The following is a 15,791-nucleotide window of genomic DNA, read 5'->3' on the forward strand; positions in this document are numbered from 1 at the left end:
CCGGCGCCAACCTGACATAACTTTCATGCTCCAGGGCCGCCATTGGGTGGATTAACCCTGAAGGGGACCCAGGGTTTTGGTAAGGTGCAGCTCATTTTTCAAGGGACTGAGGACACGCCCAGGGACCGGCGGTTAATCCAGTCAAAGAGTTGCCGTAGAAATGCCTGAGCCCATCCCCATCAAGGACCACGAGAAAGAAAATCGCTTGGTCAACAAGCGACTAATGGCCTGCGCGCTGCTCGTGGCGGCCATCACCTGTGCCTTGGTGGTGCGCTTGTACATCCTGCAAGTCGTCGAATTTGACTACCACTCGACCATCTCCGAAAACAACCGGGTGCACGTGCTCCCCATCACCCCGACGCGTGGCCTGATCTACGACCGCAACGGCGTGCTGCTGGCCGATAACCGCCCCAGCTACAACCTCATCCTTACCCGTGAGCGCGCCACCGATGTGAAGGGCGAGTTGGATACCCTCATCAGCCTGCTGCACCTGCCTGATGAAGACCGCGCGCTGTTTGACAAGGCACTGAAACAGATACGCCATCCTTTTGTCCCCGTGACATTGTTCTACGAGTTGAGCGAAGAGCAAATCGCAATCCTCGCCGTCAATGAGTTCCGTTTGCCTGGCATCGATGTCGAGCCGCAGTTCGTGCGCAACTATCCGCTGGGCGCGCACTTTGCCCACTCCATCGGTTATGTCGGGCGGATCAACGAGAAAGAATCCAAGACCCTGGACTCGGTGGAGTATCGCGGCACCCAGTCGGTCGGCAAGACCGGCATCGAGAAGTTCTACGAGTCCGAGCTGCACGGTCACGTCGGTTACGAAGAGGTCGAGACCAACGCCCAGGGCCGTGTGCTACGGGTGCTCAAGCACACCGACCCGATTCCCGGGAAAAACATCATCCTCAGCCTCGACGTCAAACTGCAAGAGGCGGCCGAAGCCGCACTGGGGGATCGGCGCGGTTCGGTGGTCGCCCTCGACCCGGCCAGCGGCGAGGTGCTGGCCATGGTCAGCAAACCGAGTTTCGACCCCAACCTGTTTGTCACCGGCATCAGCTTCAAACAATACGCCGCACTGCACGATTCCATCGACCGCCCGCTGTTCAACCGCGTGCTGCGCGGCCTGTATGCGCCGGGCTCGACCATCAAGCCAGAGGTGGCGATCGCCGGCCTGGACACCGGGGTCGTGACGCCACAGACCCGGGTCTTCGATCCGGGTTACTACCAATTGCCCGACTTCGACCACAAGTACCGCAACTGGAACCACAGTGGTGACGGCTGGGTCGACATGGACGCGGCGATCATGCGCTCCAACGACACCTACTTCTACGACCTGGCGCACAAGCTGGGCATCGACCGCCTGCACGACTACATGGCCATGTTCGGCCTCGGCGAAAAAGTCTCATTGGACATGTTCGAAGAGTCCGCCGGCCTGATGCCATCGCCCGCTTGGAAACGCGCCACGCGCCGCCAGGCCTGGTTCCCGGGAGAGACCGTGATCCTCGGCATCGGCCAGGGATACATGCAAGTCACCCCCTTGCAGCTCGCCCAGGCCACGGCACTGATTGCCAACAAGGGCGTGTGGAACCGTCCGCATCTGGCCAGGAGCGTCGACGGCATCGCGCCAGTGGATGAGCACCCAATGCCCAACATCCTGTTGAAAGACCCACGCGACTGGGAGCAGGTCAACCACGGCATGCAGATGGTCATGCACGATGCGCGCGGCATTGCCCGCGCTGCAGCGGCGGGTGCCCAGTACCGCATCGCCGGCAAGAGTGGTACCGCCCAAGTGGTGGCGATCAAGCAAGGCGAACGTTACAACCGGGCGAAAACCCTGGAGCGTAACCGCGACAACGCCTTGTTCGTCGGTTTTGCCCCAGCCGAACACCCGAAAATCGTGATCTCGGTGATGATCGAAAACGGCGAGGCCGGCGGTCGTGTCGCCGGTCCCGTGGTGCGGCAGATCATGGATGCCTGGCTGCTGGACAACGACGGCCACCTGAAGCCACAGTACGCCAGCCCGAGCAAGGCTCACGGCGATCCTCAGGTATGAAGTTCGCCTGCTTGGGGCTTGCCAGGTGCTTGACGTTAACGTAAACATAGAAGGCGACGCCGATTGTCCATGGCGCAGGTTTTGCTTGAGGAAAGTGCTGTCCGAGTCATCGGGCAAACTTCCCTTTACTGCCATCTGAACCGGGTGTAGACATTTGGCCATGACTCGCGTGCTTCGTCGCGAGTATGGACATGGCCCGGCGAGGTACTGGGCGGACCGATCCGGAGCGCTTGATGAGCCTTATAAAAACAACAACCCCAAAGCTGCCACACGAAGCCCGGCTCGCCCGGGAAAAACTGCACCTTGAAGGCGAAGTCCCCGACGGCGTGTTGCGCGCGGAAATCGATGCTTCATGGCGACGCAGCCTCAGCCACGGCGTGCACTTCAACGGCAAGCATGAACTGGCGCTGGAATCGAGCGCGAGCCTGGACGTGCTGTTGGCCAGCAATCGACTGCTGATCGACGCCGCCCTGCCCGCCATCGACTACCTGGCCGAACGCCAGGGCAAGGAAGGGCTGATCATCCTCGCCAACGCCGACGCCACCATCCTGGCGGTCGAAGGCCGTGCCGATCGCCTCAAAGGCAGCGGACTGCAGGACATCACCCTCGGCGCCTGCTGGAGCGAAGCCGTTCGCGGCACCAACGCGCTGGGCACCGCCCTGGTGGAAGCGCGACCGACGCTGATCGATTGCGGCGAACACTACCTCGATCGCCTGAGCGATTTCTCTTGCACCTCCGTCCCCATCCGATGCCCCCACGGCGACATCCTCGGGGTGCTCGACCTCACCCGCGAAGGCCCGCTGGGCCGCGCCCACGACAGCAGCGCGTTACTGGCCATGGCCGTCAGCCAGATCGAAAGCCGGGTGTTCAACGCCAGTTATCCGGATGAAATCGTCCTGGCGTTCCACAATCGCCGGCAATACCTCGAATCCCCCTGGCAAGGCCTGCTGGCCGTGAGTCTGGGCGGGCAGATCCTCGCGGTCAGCGGCCAGGCCTGCCAGTTGCTGCACGCTGAGCGTTCGGCCCTGGTCGGACGCCGCTGCGAAGAGTTTCTCGGAGTCGACGGCCTGCAACTGCTGGCGCGTCTGCAGCAAGGCGGGGTCGGCAGCCTGCAAACGGCCAAGGGCGAGTTCTTCTACAAAACCCTGCGCGCGCCCCAGCGCTCCATCAACCTCAGCACACCGCCGCGCAGCAGCGCAAAACCGCTCAAGGCGCCTGTGGACCTCGAAGCCCTGGCCGGCAACAATGCGCGTTATGCCCGCGCTTTGCGCATGGCCCGTCAGGGCCTGGCCAATGAACTGCCGGTGTTGCTGCTGGGGGAAACCGGCACCGGCAAAGAAGTCATCGCCCGTGCCCTGCACCTGGCCGGCGCCCGTTGTGACAAACCGTTCGTAGCAGTGAACTGCGCCGCGATCCCCGAAGGCCTGATCGAGTCGGAACTGTTCGGCTACCGCGAAGGCGCGTTCACCGGCTCGCGGCGCGGCGGCATGATCGGGCGCTTGCAGCAGGCCCACGGCGGCACCCTGTTTCTCGATGAAATCGGCGACATGCCCCTGGCCCTGCAGGCTCGCCTGTTGCGAGTACTGCAGGATCGCAAGGTGGCGCCGCTGGGGGCCGGTGAAGAACAGGACATCGACGTCGCGCTGATCTGCGCCACCCACCGCGACCTCAAGCGCCTGGTGGAAGACAAACTGTTTCGCGAAGACCTGTTTTACCGGGTCAACGGCATCAGCGTGATGCTTCCGGCCTTGCGTGAGCGCGAGGATTTCAGCGCTCTGGTCGCGCGTCTGCTGGTCAAGCTGGACGCCCCGGCCGTAGTCCTGCATGACGACTTGAACCGCCTGCTCGGTGGTTACCACTGGCCGGGCAACATCCGCCAACTGGAAATGGTCCTGCGCACCGCGTTGGCCATGCGCGAGTCCGGGGACAACGTACTGACCCTGGATCACCTGCCCGACAGCATGCTCGACGAATTGAACGCCTGCGAACGCCCGCAGGCCGGCAGCATCCGCGAGAACGAACTGGAGCTGATTCGCCAGTCCCTGGACAGCCACCAAGGCAACGTCTCGGCCGCCGCCGACGCCCTGGGCATCAGTCGCGCGACCCTGTACCGCAAGCTCAAACAGTTGCGCAGTTGATGCGGCGCTTGATGGTCAGGCTGGTCGACAGCCCCAACCCCCAGGCGCTGGAGGCCGCGCTGGCCTGGCTGTACAGCTTCGTGCGTCCGCACCGGTTGGCGATCGCTGGGTTGCTGGGCTTGTCAGTGTGCGCCTCGCTGTTGGTCCTGGTGCAGCCGTGGCTGACCAAACTGCTGATCGACGACGGCTTGCTGGCCCGCGACTTCTCCATGCTGGTATTGATCGCCGTGCTGATGATTGGCGCGGGGTTGCTTGGCACGGCGCTGTCGGGGATCAACCGTTACCTGCACACCCGGCTCTCGGGGCGGATCCTGTTCGCCCTGCGTGACGACCTGTACCGCCACCTGCAAACCCTGTCGCCGGGATTCTACGGACAACGGCGGATCGGCGACCTGATGTCGCGCCTGGATGGCGACGTGGCGGAGATCCAGCGCTTTGCCGTGGACTCGCTGTTCTCGGCGGTATCCAGCGTGATCGGCCTGGTCTGCGCGGTGGCCATGCTGCTGACCCTGTCGTGGAAACTGTCGTTGCTCGCGTTGATCCTGATTCCCCTCGATGTGCTCTGGTTGCGCTGGATGCGGCGCAAGGTCGAACGGGATGTGCGGCAGTTGCGCGAGCGCTCGGCGGACATGTCCTCGTTCATGGTCGAGACCCTGCCGGTGATGAAATTCATCCAGTCCGCCGGCCAGCAACAACGCGAAGCGCGACGCCTGGAATCCCTGGGCCAGGGCTACATGAGCCAGTTGCTGCGCCTGCAGGTCACCGAGTTCTTCACCCAGGCGGTACCAGGCACCTTGACCTCTCTGTCGCGAGCCTGTGCGTTCCTGATCGGTGGTTACTGGGTGGTGCAGGGCACTTGGCAGTTGGGTGCACTCATCGCCTTTTCCACCTACCTGGGCATGGCCGTGGGGCCAGTCCAAAGCCTGCTGGGCCTGTACGTGGCGATCCAGCGCATGACCGTCAGCCTCGGCCGGGTGATGGAGCTGCGGGGCGAAACACCGAGCGTGCTGACCCCGCTCACACCACAACCGATGCCCACCTGCGGTGAGCTGCGTTTCGACAACGTGCACTTCAGCCACCCCGGACGCCCGAGCACCTTGCGCGGCATCGAGGCGCGCATTCCCTACGGCCTGAAGGTCGCCTTGAGCGGCGGCTCCGGTGTCGGCAAGTCGACCCTGATCGACCTGCTGCAACGCCATCACGATCCGCAGTCCGGTCGAGTATTGCTGGGGGAGGTCGATCTGCGGGAGCTGGACTTGTTCCAATTGCGCCGGCGGATTGCCGTGGTCAGCCAGGACATCGTGCTGTTTCGCGGCAGCCTGGCTGACAACCTGGCCTACGCGATGCCAGACGCCAGCCGCGAGGCGATTGCCGAAGTGGCGCGCCTGGCGCAACTCGAAAGCCTGATCGAGTCGTTGCCCGAAGGCCTCGACAGCCCTCTGGGCGAGCGCGGCCAGCAGCTCTCGGGGGGGCAGAAACAGCGGATCGCCATAGCGCGGGCATTGTTGCAGGACCCCTTGATCCTGGTGCTGGACGAAGCCACCTCGGCGGTGGATGAAACCACCGAGCGCGACGTCATCGAAGCCATCGACCGACTGTTTGCCGGGCGCACGCGGATCCTGATCAGCCACCGTCCCTCGACCCTGGCCGATGCCGATTTGCGCTTTGAACTGCTCGACGGCCTGCTCATTGCAAAAACGGTGCTGCATGAAGCCTGAGCTATTGATCGGCGTGGTCGACAGCGGCCACTCGACGGCGCAACGCCAGCAAGTGGTCGTGGGGCGACGCTTCTCCCTGCTGGACGATGGGCTGGCCGAAGGCGCGCTGTGCGACGATCCGCTGGGCCATGGCAGCGCGGTGCTCGAGGCCATCAGCCGGCGCGCGCCCACCGCGCGCTTTTGCGTGGCCCAGGTGTTTGATCGGCGCGGGGTCACCAGCGCCTTGCAGATCGCCACCGCGATCGACTGGCTGGTGGCGCAGGACGTTCGCCTGATCAACCTGAGCCTCGGCCTGCGCCAGGACCGCAGCCTGCTGCGCCAAGCCTGCGCGGCGGCGGTGGCCCGCGGCGTATTGCTGTGTGCTTCCAGTCCGGCGCAGGGCGCGGGGGTGTTTCCAGCCAATTATCCACAGGTGCTGCGGGTGACCGGCGATGCCCGTTGCGCCGAACCGCAGTGGTCGTGGCTCAACAGTGCCCAGGCGGATTTCGCCGCCTGCGTGCAGGGCACCTCCCCGGGCCAGTCCGGCGCCAGCCTCGGCTGTGCGGCGTTGAGCGGGCACATAACCGCGTTCCTGCTGGCCCACCCCCAGGCCAGCAATGGGCAGGTCATCCAGTGGTTGCGGGACAACGCCCACTACCGTGGCCCTGAACGGCGTAGCGGCCCATGAAAACACTCGTGATCCTCGGGGCCGGACCGGCCGGCGCGGCCACTGCGCTGGGCCTGCGCCGGCTGGGTTATCCGGTGACGCTAGTCAGCGAGTGGCGGCGATTTGCAGCACTGGAAGGCGTTTCCCTGCGGGTGCTGGAAGCCTTGCGTGGCGCCGGGCTGGAACAGGCGCTGGCGCAGGGGGCCTTGGCGTCCCAGCGACAGGTGTCCTGGAACGGTCAGCAGCATGCGCAGAACATCGAGTACCTGCTGGATCGCCCGAGCTTTGACCGCGGCTTGCGCGAGGACCTGCGCCGGGCGGGCGTCGAGGTGATCGAAGGCCGGGTGCTGAACGTTCGGTCGAGCGCAACGGGACATAGGATCGAGATCCAGGGGTGCGAACCGCTACAGGCGGACTTCCTCATCGAGGCTCGCGGGCGCCAGGCCCCGGCTCTCGGTAAAGGCTTGCGCGGACCAGCGACGGTCAGCCTCCTCAATCGCTGGCAGGGGGCCCCGGGCAGCACCGCCAGCGCGGTGGAAAGCCTGGAGCAAGGCTGGGCATGGATGGCCCGGCGGGCCGACGGTCAGTGTTACTGGCAATGGACCGTGGACGTGGCCAGTGCCACCTTGCCGGCCAAGGCCCTGTTGCTCGACTACTGTCGCCAGCAGCGCGCGGCTTCGGCCCTGGCCCGGGCGTTTTTTGCCGACACAGTGCAACTCGACCTGCAACTGCATGCTCGCAGCAGCACCGCGATATTGTCCTCGCAGGTGTGTGGCGACAACTGGATCCGGGTCGGTGATGCGGCGATGGCCGTCGACCCGTTGTCTGGTAACGGTATTTTCCAGTCCCTGTCATCGGCCCTGCAGGCCCCGGTAGTGATCAACACCCTGCTGCGCAAACCCGAGCGGGCGGCCCTGGCCCAGGGTTTTCACCAGAGGCGGGTGGAACAATTGTTCCTCAGGTTTGCACGCATCGGCCGGGACTTTTATGCCGACGAACAGCGCTGGCCCCAGCAGCCATTCTGGCAGGCTCGCCGGCAGTGGCCGGACACCTTCGTGGCACACGCCGAAGCAGATTTTTCCGCGCTGCGGATTGAACGGGCACCGGTGCTCAAGGACGGTTTTGTCGATGAGGCCGAAGTGGTGATCACAGCGGACCAGCCATTGGGGATCTGGCACGTGCACGGCGTGGAACTGGCGCCGTTGCTGCGGCGATTGGCGAGTCAGCCGGCGGCACAGGCGTTGGCGGAGCTGACGGCAGAGCAGGGGACGATGGTCAGGCGCTGGTTATTGGCGCAAGGCTACCAGCCCTGAGATTGGTGCTGACTGGACGAGCCTTTTCGCCAGCAGGCAGGCTCCCACAAGGGGGATCGATCACACCCCCCTGTGGGAGCCTGCTCGCGATAGCGCTACAGCTTGATCAACACCGACTTCAACTCGGTGTAATGCTCGATCGCCGCATACCCCATCTCCCGACCCACACCGGACATCTTGTAGCCACCAAAAGGCAGCGCCGGGTCGAGGGCGCTGTGGCAATTGACCCAGACCGAGCCGGACTTGATCCGCGGAATCATCCGATGCACCGCCGCCAGGTCGTTGGACCAGATGCTCGCCCCCAGGCCATAAGGACTGTCATTGGCCATGCGCAACACCTCGGCTTCGTCATCGAACGGAATGGCCACCAGCACCGGCCCGAAGATCTCCTCCTGGACCAGCGAGTGTTGCTGGTCGACGTCGACAATCACCGTCGGCTTGACGAAAAAACCGGGTCCGAACTGCTCGCCGCCACAGGCAATGGTCGCTCCGCTTTCCCGGCCCATCTCGATGTAGTTGCTGACGCGCTGCTGTTGCCGCGCGGAAATCAGCGGGCCCATCTCGACACTCGGGTCCAGGCCATTGCCCAGCTTCATCGCATTGGCAATCCCGGCGATGTCGGCCACCACATTGTCGAAATGCTTGCGCTGCACATAGAGCCTGGAACCGGCGCAGCAGACCTGGCCCTGGTTGAAGAAAATCGCGCTGGCGGCGCCCGCAGCGGCACTCGACAGATCGGCGTCGGCCATGACAATGGTCGGTGATTTGCCGCCCAGCTCCAGGGTCACCCGGGTCATGGAATCCATGGCGATCTTGCCGATCTGCTTGCCCACCGCGGTGGAGCCGGTGAAGGTCAGCTTATCCACCCGTGGGTTGTGGGTCAGGGCGGAACCGGCGGTGATGCCGGTGCCGGTGACCACGTTGAACACCCCGCTGGGGTAACCGGCTTCGAGTACCAGTTCGGCGAGTTTGAGTGCGCTCAGCGGGGTTTCGTCGGCGGGTTTCAGCACCACGGTGCAGCCGGTGGCCAGGGCCGGGCCGAGTTTCCAGCAGGCCAGCAGCAGCGGGAAGTTCCAGGCGACGATGGCGCCCACCACGCCCACCGCTTCACGTCGGATGAAACTGTGGAACTGATCATCGGGCATCAAGGGCAGCGAGACTTCCACGCTGGAACCCTCGATCTTGGTCGCCCAGCCGGCCATGTAGCGCAGGAAGTCGATGGACAACTGCACGTCCATGACCTGGGCCACCGCGGCACTCTTGCCGTTGTTCAGGCATTCCAGTTGCGCCAGCACCTGGGCGTCGCGCTCCATCAGATCGGCGAGCTTCCACAGCAGGTTCTGCCGTTCGCGCGGGCGGGTGCGGGTCCAGGCCGAATCATCAAACGCCTGGCGGGCGGCGAGTACCGCCCGGTCGACATCGTCCGGGGTGGCCCTGGGCACGACGCACAGCACCTCGCCCGTGGCCGGGTTGTGCAGGGGCATGGTCTGGCCGTCGGCGGCCTCGACCCATTCGGCGCCGATCAACATGCGCGGGGCGCGCTGGATGAACGCCGAAACGGCGGGAAGCGGAGTGGGGAGCGACATGATGGTGCCTCGTCTGGTTCGTGTGCCGAGGCTGATCGCAACCCTTGTGCCAGTTTGCCCGGGGCCCGTATCCAGAGGCCCTTACGGCGAAAGGGCTGGGCTTTCGCGCGTGCAGATGTCGCAGATTGCGACAATTTTTGAGACGCACCACTGAGACGGGTTATCGAGTGGCGATGAGCTATTCGTTAGACTTGCGAGCTTACAAATTTCAAGGAAGAGATCATGAAATGGCGCTCAAGGATCAAGGGCAAGCACTTGATGCTGGCCGGGGCCGTATTGTTCGGTGTGTGGGGCGTGATGCTGTTGACCGGCGCCGAGCATGCCGCAGTCGTCAGCAGCACCGCCTCGGTATGGGTGATCCTGGGCTACTTCAGCCACTGCGATGCCAAGAAACGTGCAGCTTCCGATAACAGTAATTCTGCTTGAGGCCTTCCGGTCGATGAGGATCTGTGGGGGCTGCCTAAGGCTCGGTCTACCGTCCGGCCTGCGTTTCCCTGGTGTACGAATTTCCCTTGTGGGAGCGGGCTCGCCCGCGATGGCGATACCCGCCACACCACCCGTTACCGGCAACACCCCAATCCCCCGTAGCAGCTGTCGAGCCCGCGAGGCCGCGCTCGAGGACGCAGTCCTCGCCGCCCTTTGCTCAATGTGCCGACGGCGCAGGTGGATCAAGATCAAAAGCCCAAGCACGGCGACCTCGAGTCGTGCGGCGCTCTGCCTGACTCAACTCATCGTCCCAGGTTCATCGCGGGCAAGTCTTGCTCCTACACCGGTAGTCCGTTTTATCGCCCCGCCATCCGATCAATCACTGCCCACAACTGCGGATCATTGAAGTCGTCGATCACCAAGTGCGCCCCTGCAGCCAGCAGCGTTTCACGGCGCTGGCTGGTCACCAGGCCCACGGTAAAGATCCCGGCCTTCACCGCTGCCGTCAGGCCGGGGATCGAATCCTCGAACGCCAGGCTCACCTCGGCGCTGGCCTGCAAGCGCTCCAGGCCGGTGAGATAGGGCAGGGGATCGGGCTTGGCGCGGGGCAGTTCTTCCGCGACCACGACGTGCTCAAAGCGCTCGCTCAGGCCCAATGCCTGCAACATGTGCTCGGCATTGGCCCGGGGGGCATTGGTCACCACCGCCACGCCGATCTCCTGAGCCTGGGCAAAATCCAGCAACCGCCCCAGCCCGGCAATCGGCGTAAGGTGCACTGACAACTGGCGAAAACGCTGCTCCTTGCGATCGGCAAAGGCTTCATGCTCGGCCACCGAGCGTTCCGGGAACAGGTAGCGACACATGGCGGCATTGGCCTGGCCGCTGACATGGGCCTCGAATTCAGCCTTGGTAAACACCCGGTTGTCTTCCTCCAGCAACAACTGTTGCATCGCCTGCACGTGCAGCGCGTCGGTGTCGGTGAGGGTGCCGTCGAGGTCGAAGAGCAAAGCGTTGAGCATGGCGCAGTTCCCGTAGCTGAAGCGGTTAAGCGGATAGCGGGTCATCCTATACGAGGAACACTCGCCTATGCTCGTCTCAGCCTGCAACAGTTGTCGCGAAATTAAACGCCAGGTACCGCGGTGGTGACCGGAATTCCCCAAGTGTTTACCAGCAAACCATTGATTCATTGAGCAATTCATAAGCTGGCACGCTCCGTGTATTGGTCCTTGGCAGACGTTTCTCTTGCCTTCGTCAGCGGCGTGTCCGCTGGCGGTAGAAACCATAAAAACGACTGTTCAAAAAAATAAGAAAGCACCGTGCGAGGTTCGACGTTGATGAAGAGAAAACTCCGATCAGGCATGAGCGCCAGTCTGCTGGCGCTTGCCGCATGTGCCGCCCTGCATGCTCCGCAAAGCATGGCCGCGCGTGACGCCCAGACCATCCTCAAGGAAACCTGCCAGGGCTGTCACACCCCTGAAGCCGATAACGCCTTGAGCCGTATCAGTCACCAGCGCAAGACCCCGGAGGGCTGGCTGATGAGCATCGCGCGGATGCAGGTCATGCATGGCCTGCAGATCAGCGATGACGACCGCCGCACGCTGGTCAAATACCTGGCCGACACCCAGGGCCTGGCGCCCAGCGAAACCGATGGCGTGCGCTACGCCCTGGAACGGCGGCTCAATACCGTCGAGCAGTTCGACGAGCAGACCAGCCAGATGTGCGGCCGCTGCCACTCCGGTGCGCGGGTGGCCCTGCAGCGTCGCCCGGCCCAGGAGTGGGAGCGCCTGGTGAACTTCCACCTCGGTCAATGGCCGTCGCTGGAATACCAGGCGCTGTCTCGCGACCGCGACTGGTTCGACCTGGCCCGCAAAGAGATGGTGCCACTGTTGGCCAAGCGCTATCCGCTGGACAACCCGGCCTGGAAAACCTGGCAGCAAACCGCGCCCAAGGCCCAGACCCTGGTGGGCGACTGGAGCTTCAGCGGTCACCTGCCGGGCAAGGGTGAGCTGGCCGGGATCATGAGCGTCAGCGCCGACGGCGACGATACCTTCAAGGTCAGCGTCAAGGGCCAATACGCCGACGGCACAGCGTTCAACGGCGATGGCAGCGCGATCCTCTACAGCGGCTATGAATGGCGCGGCAACGTGACCGTCGACGGGGTCGTGATGCGCCAGGTGTTCGCCGCCAAAGGCAGCGAGCTGCAAGGCCGGATGTTCGAAGCCGAGCATGATGAGCGTGGCCTCGACTTCCTTGCCGCCAAACAGGGCAGCAGCCGTTTGCTGGCAGTGCAGCCGGGCTACCTCAAGGCCGGCAGCGAAACCGAAGTGACCCTGATCGGCAGCGGCCTGCAAGGCCAGCCGGACTTCGGCAAAGGCGTGCAAGTGCTGGAAGTCATCAGCCAGAGCCCGGAGCAGATCAAAGTCCGCCTCAAGGCCGCGGCCGATGCCCAGCCGGGCGTGCGTGCCGTGACCCTTGGCAGCCTGAAAGGCCCGAGCCTGTCGGTCTACCAGCAGATTGCCGAGGTCAAGGTAGTGCCTGAGTTCTCGGTGGCGCGTATCGGTGATGGCGGGGGTTCGACGCCCAAGGTCCAGGGGCGTTTCGACGCCGAAGCCTGGGGTAAAGGCGCGGACGGCAAGCCCTATCGCATTGGCGTGTTCCCGGCGCAGTGGAAGGTCGAGGCCTTCGACGACCGCGCCAGGGAAGACGAAGACGTCAAGTTTGCCGGCACCATGCAGGCGGACAGTGGTGTATTCACCCCGGGCGATGCCGGGCCGAACCCAGCACGCAAGATGTCCACCAACAATGCCGGCAACCTCAAGGTGATCGCCGCCGTCGACGACGCCGGAAAATCCCTGACCGGTGAAGGCCACCTGATCGTCACCGTGCAACGCTGGAACAACCCACCCATTCCGTGAGGCCGCTGAACCGGCAGTTTTCAGAGACTTTTTCGGAGTGAACGCAGGCCCCGCCAAAGGGGCTTGCACAGGAGGTTTGCCATGGGCGCTATCTTGAATCTGGTCGAACGCAACCTGCACGAAGTGCAGGTGGATGCCGACCGCATGTTGTTTCACATCCCCAGCAGTTCGCTGTTCGCCAGCGATGCCCTGACCGGCAGCATCATCGATGCCCTGCGCGGTCACGGCTGCTCCAGCGCTGAGTTGATCCAGCGCCTGGCCAGCCAGTTCGCAGGCGAGGAAATCCACGAAACCCTGCGCGAGCTGATGGCCCTGGAAGTGGTCAGCGACGGCTCGCCGCTGACCCCGGACATCGCCGCCAAACGGGTCGAGCGCACCGCCATCAACACCGTGGTGCTCAACGTCAACACCGGCTGCAACCTGAGCTGCACCTACTGCTACAAGGAAGACCTCGACAAGCCCTCGGCCGGCAAGAAAATGGAGGTCGAGACCGCCATCGCCTCGGTGGAAATGCTCCTGCGCGAATCCCCCGATGAAGAGCGGTTTACCGTGGTGTTCTTCGGCGGCGAGCCACTGAGCAACCGCAAGCTGATCGAGTACATGGTCGACTATTGTGAAAAACGCTTTGCCGAGGCGGGCAAGTTCGTCGAATTTGTCATGACCACCAACGCCACGCTGCTCACCGAGGAGACGGTGGACTACCTCAACGCCCACCGCTTTGGCTTGTCGGTGAGCATCGACGGACCGAAGACCGTGCACGACCGCAACCGCATCACCGTGGGCGGGCAGGGCACCTATGACGTGGTGCGGCGCAAGGCCGAAATGCTGCTGTCGCGCTACAACAGCCGTCCGGTCGGCGCCCGCGTCACCCTGACCACCGGCGTCACCGACGTCGAAACCATCTGGGACCACCTGTTCAACGAACTGGGTTTTGCCGAAGTCGGCTTTGCCCCGGTGACCTCCGGTGACATCAGCACCTTCAATCTGTCCAGCGAGGAGTTGATCGAAGTCTTCGCCAGCATGAAGCGGCTCGGCCGGCGCTACCTGGAGGCCGCGCTGGAACACCGCAACATCGGCTTCTCCAACCTGCACCAATTGATCACCGACATCCACGAGGGCCACAAGAAAGCCCTGCCGTGCGGCGCCGGGCTGAAGATGCTGGCGGTCGACCACAAGGGCGAACTCAACCTGTGCCACCGCTTCACCGGTTCGTCATTGCCGACGTTTGGCAACGTCCACAGCGGGGTCAAGCAGGTGGAGTTGAACGACTTCCTGTCCCAGCGCCTGGACCGCAGCAACACCGGTTGCGAAGACTGCCAGATCCGCAACCTGTGCTCCGGCGGCTGCTACCACGAAAGCTACGCCCGATACGGCGATCCGACGCACCCGACCTATCACTACTGCGAACTGATGCGTGACTGGGTCGACTTCGGCATCGAGGTCTACACCCGGATCATGGCTCATAACCCTGCGTTCATCAGCAGTTACATCACTCCGCGCAAGGCTCACTGATATGAAACATCTCAAGCCCATCAATAACAAAGCGTTGAAGCTGGATCAGGCCGCGGACGAGAACCGCATCGAAGAAGTGGTGGCCATGAGTTCTGTCGCCGGGTGTGCCTCGACCACCGACCCGGGTTGGGAAATCGATGCCTTTGGCGGCGTGTCGTCGTTGTGCCAACCCATGGAGGCCGACCTCTATGGCTGCTCGGACCCGTGCTGGTGGCCGGCCCAGGTGCCGGACATGATGAGCACCTACCCGGACTGGAACAAGGATGCCCAGGCCTCCAACGACAACTGGCGCAACCTCGGCACTGTCTTCCCCAAAGACAAGTAATCGGACAAGAAGAAGGATTCCAGCATGCTTCGTACCAAAGCCTGCGGCCTGGCCGCTTTCGCCTTCCTGGGCAGTGTTTCGCTCAGTGTTCTGGCCGATGAAAACCTGGCGCTCAACGCCGGTCACGAATACATGGTGACCACCAACTACCCCAACAACCTGCACGTCATCGACCTGCAGACCGACACCCTGTACAAGTCCTGCAAGCTGCCCGATGCCTTTGGGCCCGGCACCATTCAGCTGTCGCCGGATCGCAAGACGGCCTACGTGCTCAACAACCACTACGCGGATGTGTATGGCATCGAGCTGGACAGCTGCAAGCAAGTGTTCCACGCCAGCATCACCCAGCAACCGGGGGAGAAGGCCCGTTCGATGTTTGCCTTTACCGTCAGCCATGACGGCAAGGAGCTCTACACCATCGCCAACCCGACCCGGATGCTCAACGACCGTTACGAGGTGCAGGCGCCCCGCCTGGATGTCTACGCCACCGACGCCGGTGCCAGCGCCAAGCCGGTGCGCAGCTTCCCGGCGCCACGCCAGCTGACCATCATGCAGAGTGGCGACGACGGCACCCTGTACGTGGCCGGTGCGGATGTCTACAAGGTCAACGTCAAGACCGGCAAGTTCGACGTGCTGATCCCCAGTCGACACTGGAAACGCCCCAACTACAGTGCGCCGGACGTGCTTTACGTGTGGAACCAGCAGACCTATCGCCATGACTTCTCGCTGCTCTACACCGCGGCGAAATTCAAGGATAAGAAACAGGACCCTGCCACCGCCGAGTACCTGTATGGCCTGTTCAGCGTCGACCTGAAAACCGGCAAGACCGAGACCACCGACTTCGGCCCGCTGACCGAAATCTACTTCAGTGGCATGCGCTCGCCCAAGGACCCCAACCTGATTTTCGGCGTGCTCAATCGCCTGGCCAAGTACGACATCAAGCAGAAGAAGCTGATTCAGGCGGCGACCCTGGACCATTCCTACTACTGCATTTCCTTCAACAAGGCCGGCAGCAAGATCTACCTGGCCGGGACCTTCAACGACGTGGCGATCTTCGACCCCGAGACCATGCAGCAGATCGGCAGCATCAAGCTGCCGGGTGGCGACATGGCGATCACCACGGCGCAGGTCTTTACCCGGTAATGGGCGGCAAACCCCT

Annotated in this window: 12 protein-coding genes; 10 read left to right on the forward strand and 2 right to left on the reverse strand. The window is 63.4% G+C overall.

From position 1 onward, the window contains the following. Positions 1-160 precede the first annotated feature (160 nt). The 5 genes from mrdA (at position 161) to qhpG (ending at position 7,868) form a co-directional block, all read left to right on the forward strand. Entirely contained in the window at positions 161-2,053 is a 1,893-nt protein-coding gene (mrdA, locus tag H7995_RS23275) for a penicillin-binding protein 2 (protein WP_185818993.1), read from the forward strand. Between the two features lie 233 nt (positions 2,054-2,286). Further along, positions 2,287-4,191 carry a sigma-54-dependent Fis family transcriptional regulator gene (locus H7995_RS23280; RefSeq protein ID WP_182341500.1) on the forward strand — a complete coding sequence of 635 codons (1,905 nt, stop codon included), beginning with the start codon at positions 2,287-2,289 and terminating at the stop codon, positions 4,189-4,191. Next, entirely contained in the window at positions 4,191-5,909 is a 1,719-nt protein-coding gene (locus tag H7995_RS23285; RefSeq protein ID WP_185818994.1) for an ABC transporter ATP-binding protein, read from the forward strand. The genes H7995_RS23280 and H7995_RS23285 overlap by 1 nt, the downstream gene beginning before the upstream one ends. Next, a complete protein-coding gene (gene qhpE, locus H7995_RS23290; protein ID WP_185818995.1) occupies positions 5,899-6,576 on the forward strand; it encodes a subtilisin-like serine protease QhpE in 678 nt (225 codons plus the stop codon). The genes H7995_RS23285 and qhpE overlap by 11 nt, the downstream gene beginning before the upstream one ends. Continuing rightward, positions 6,573-7,868: a flavin-dependent monooxygenase QhpG gene (gene qhpG / locus H7995_RS23295; RefSeq protein ID WP_185818996.1), complete on the forward strand. Its 1,296-nt coding sequence runs from the start codon at positions 6,573-6,575 to the stop codon at positions 7,866-7,868. The genes qhpE and qhpG overlap by 4 nt, the downstream gene beginning before the upstream one ends. Positions 7,869-7,963: 95 nt before the next feature. Here qhpG and H7995_RS23300 read toward each other — a convergent pair whose 3' ends face one another. Further along, positions 7,964-9,454, reverse strand: a complete 1,491-nt coding sequence (locus H7995_RS23300) for an aldehyde dehydrogenase family protein (RefSeq protein ID WP_166592511.1) — start codon at positions 9,452-9,454, stop codon at positions 7,964-7,966. 222 nt (positions 9,455-9,676) lie between these two features. Here H7995_RS23300 and H7995_RS23305 point away from each other — a divergent pair, with 222 nt between their 5' ends. Next, entirely contained in the window at positions 9,677-9,880 is a 204-nt protein-coding gene (locus H7995_RS23305) for a hypothetical protein (protein ID WP_166592510.1), read from the forward strand. 356 nt (positions 9,881-10,236) lie between these two features. On the opposite strand, the gene H7995_RS23310 is transcribed toward H7995_RS23305, so the two are convergent. Then, entirely contained in the window at positions 10,237-10,899 is a 663-nt protein-coding gene (locus H7995_RS23310) for an HAD family hydrolase (protein WP_182341487.1), read from the reverse strand. Positions 10,900-11,214: 315 nt separating this feature from the next. Here H7995_RS23310 and peaA point away from each other — a divergent pair, with 315 nt between their 5' ends. From peaA to peaD, 4 genes are all read left to right on the forward strand, one after another. Next, entirely contained in the window at positions 11,215-12,795 is a 1,581-nt protein-coding gene (peaA, locus tag H7995_RS23315; RefSeq protein WP_166592509.1) for a quinohemoprotein amine dehydrogenase subunit alpha, read from the forward strand. Positions 12,796-12,876: 81 nt separating this feature from the next. After that, positions 12,877-14,307: a quinohemoprotein amine dehydrogenase maturation protein gene (peaB, locus tag H7995_RS23320; protein ID WP_166592508.1), complete on the forward strand. Its 1,431-nt coding sequence runs from the start codon at positions 12,877-12,879 to the stop codon at positions 14,305-14,307. 1 nt (position 14,308) lies between these two features. Continuing rightward, positions 14,309-14,632, forward strand: a complete 324-nt coding sequence (gene qhpC, locus H7995_RS23325; protein WP_095165620.1) for a quinohemoprotein amine dehydrogenase subunit gamma — start codon at positions 14,309-14,311, stop codon at positions 14,630-14,632. Between the two features lie 24 nt (positions 14,633-14,656). Next, on the forward strand, positions 14,657-15,775 hold the full coding sequence (peaD, locus tag H7995_RS23330; protein ID WP_185818997.1) for a quinohemoprotein amine dehydrogenase subunit beta: 1,119 nt from the start codon (positions 14,657-14,659) through the stop codon (positions 15,773-15,775). Positions 15,776-15,791: the final 16 nt, after the last annotated feature.

Source organism: Pseudomonas kielensis (assembly GCF_014236655.1).
In the GTDB taxonomy this organism is placed as follows: Bacteria; Pseudomonadota; Gammaproteobacteria; order Pseudomonadales; family Pseudomonadaceae; genus Aquipseudomonas; species Aquipseudomonas kielensis.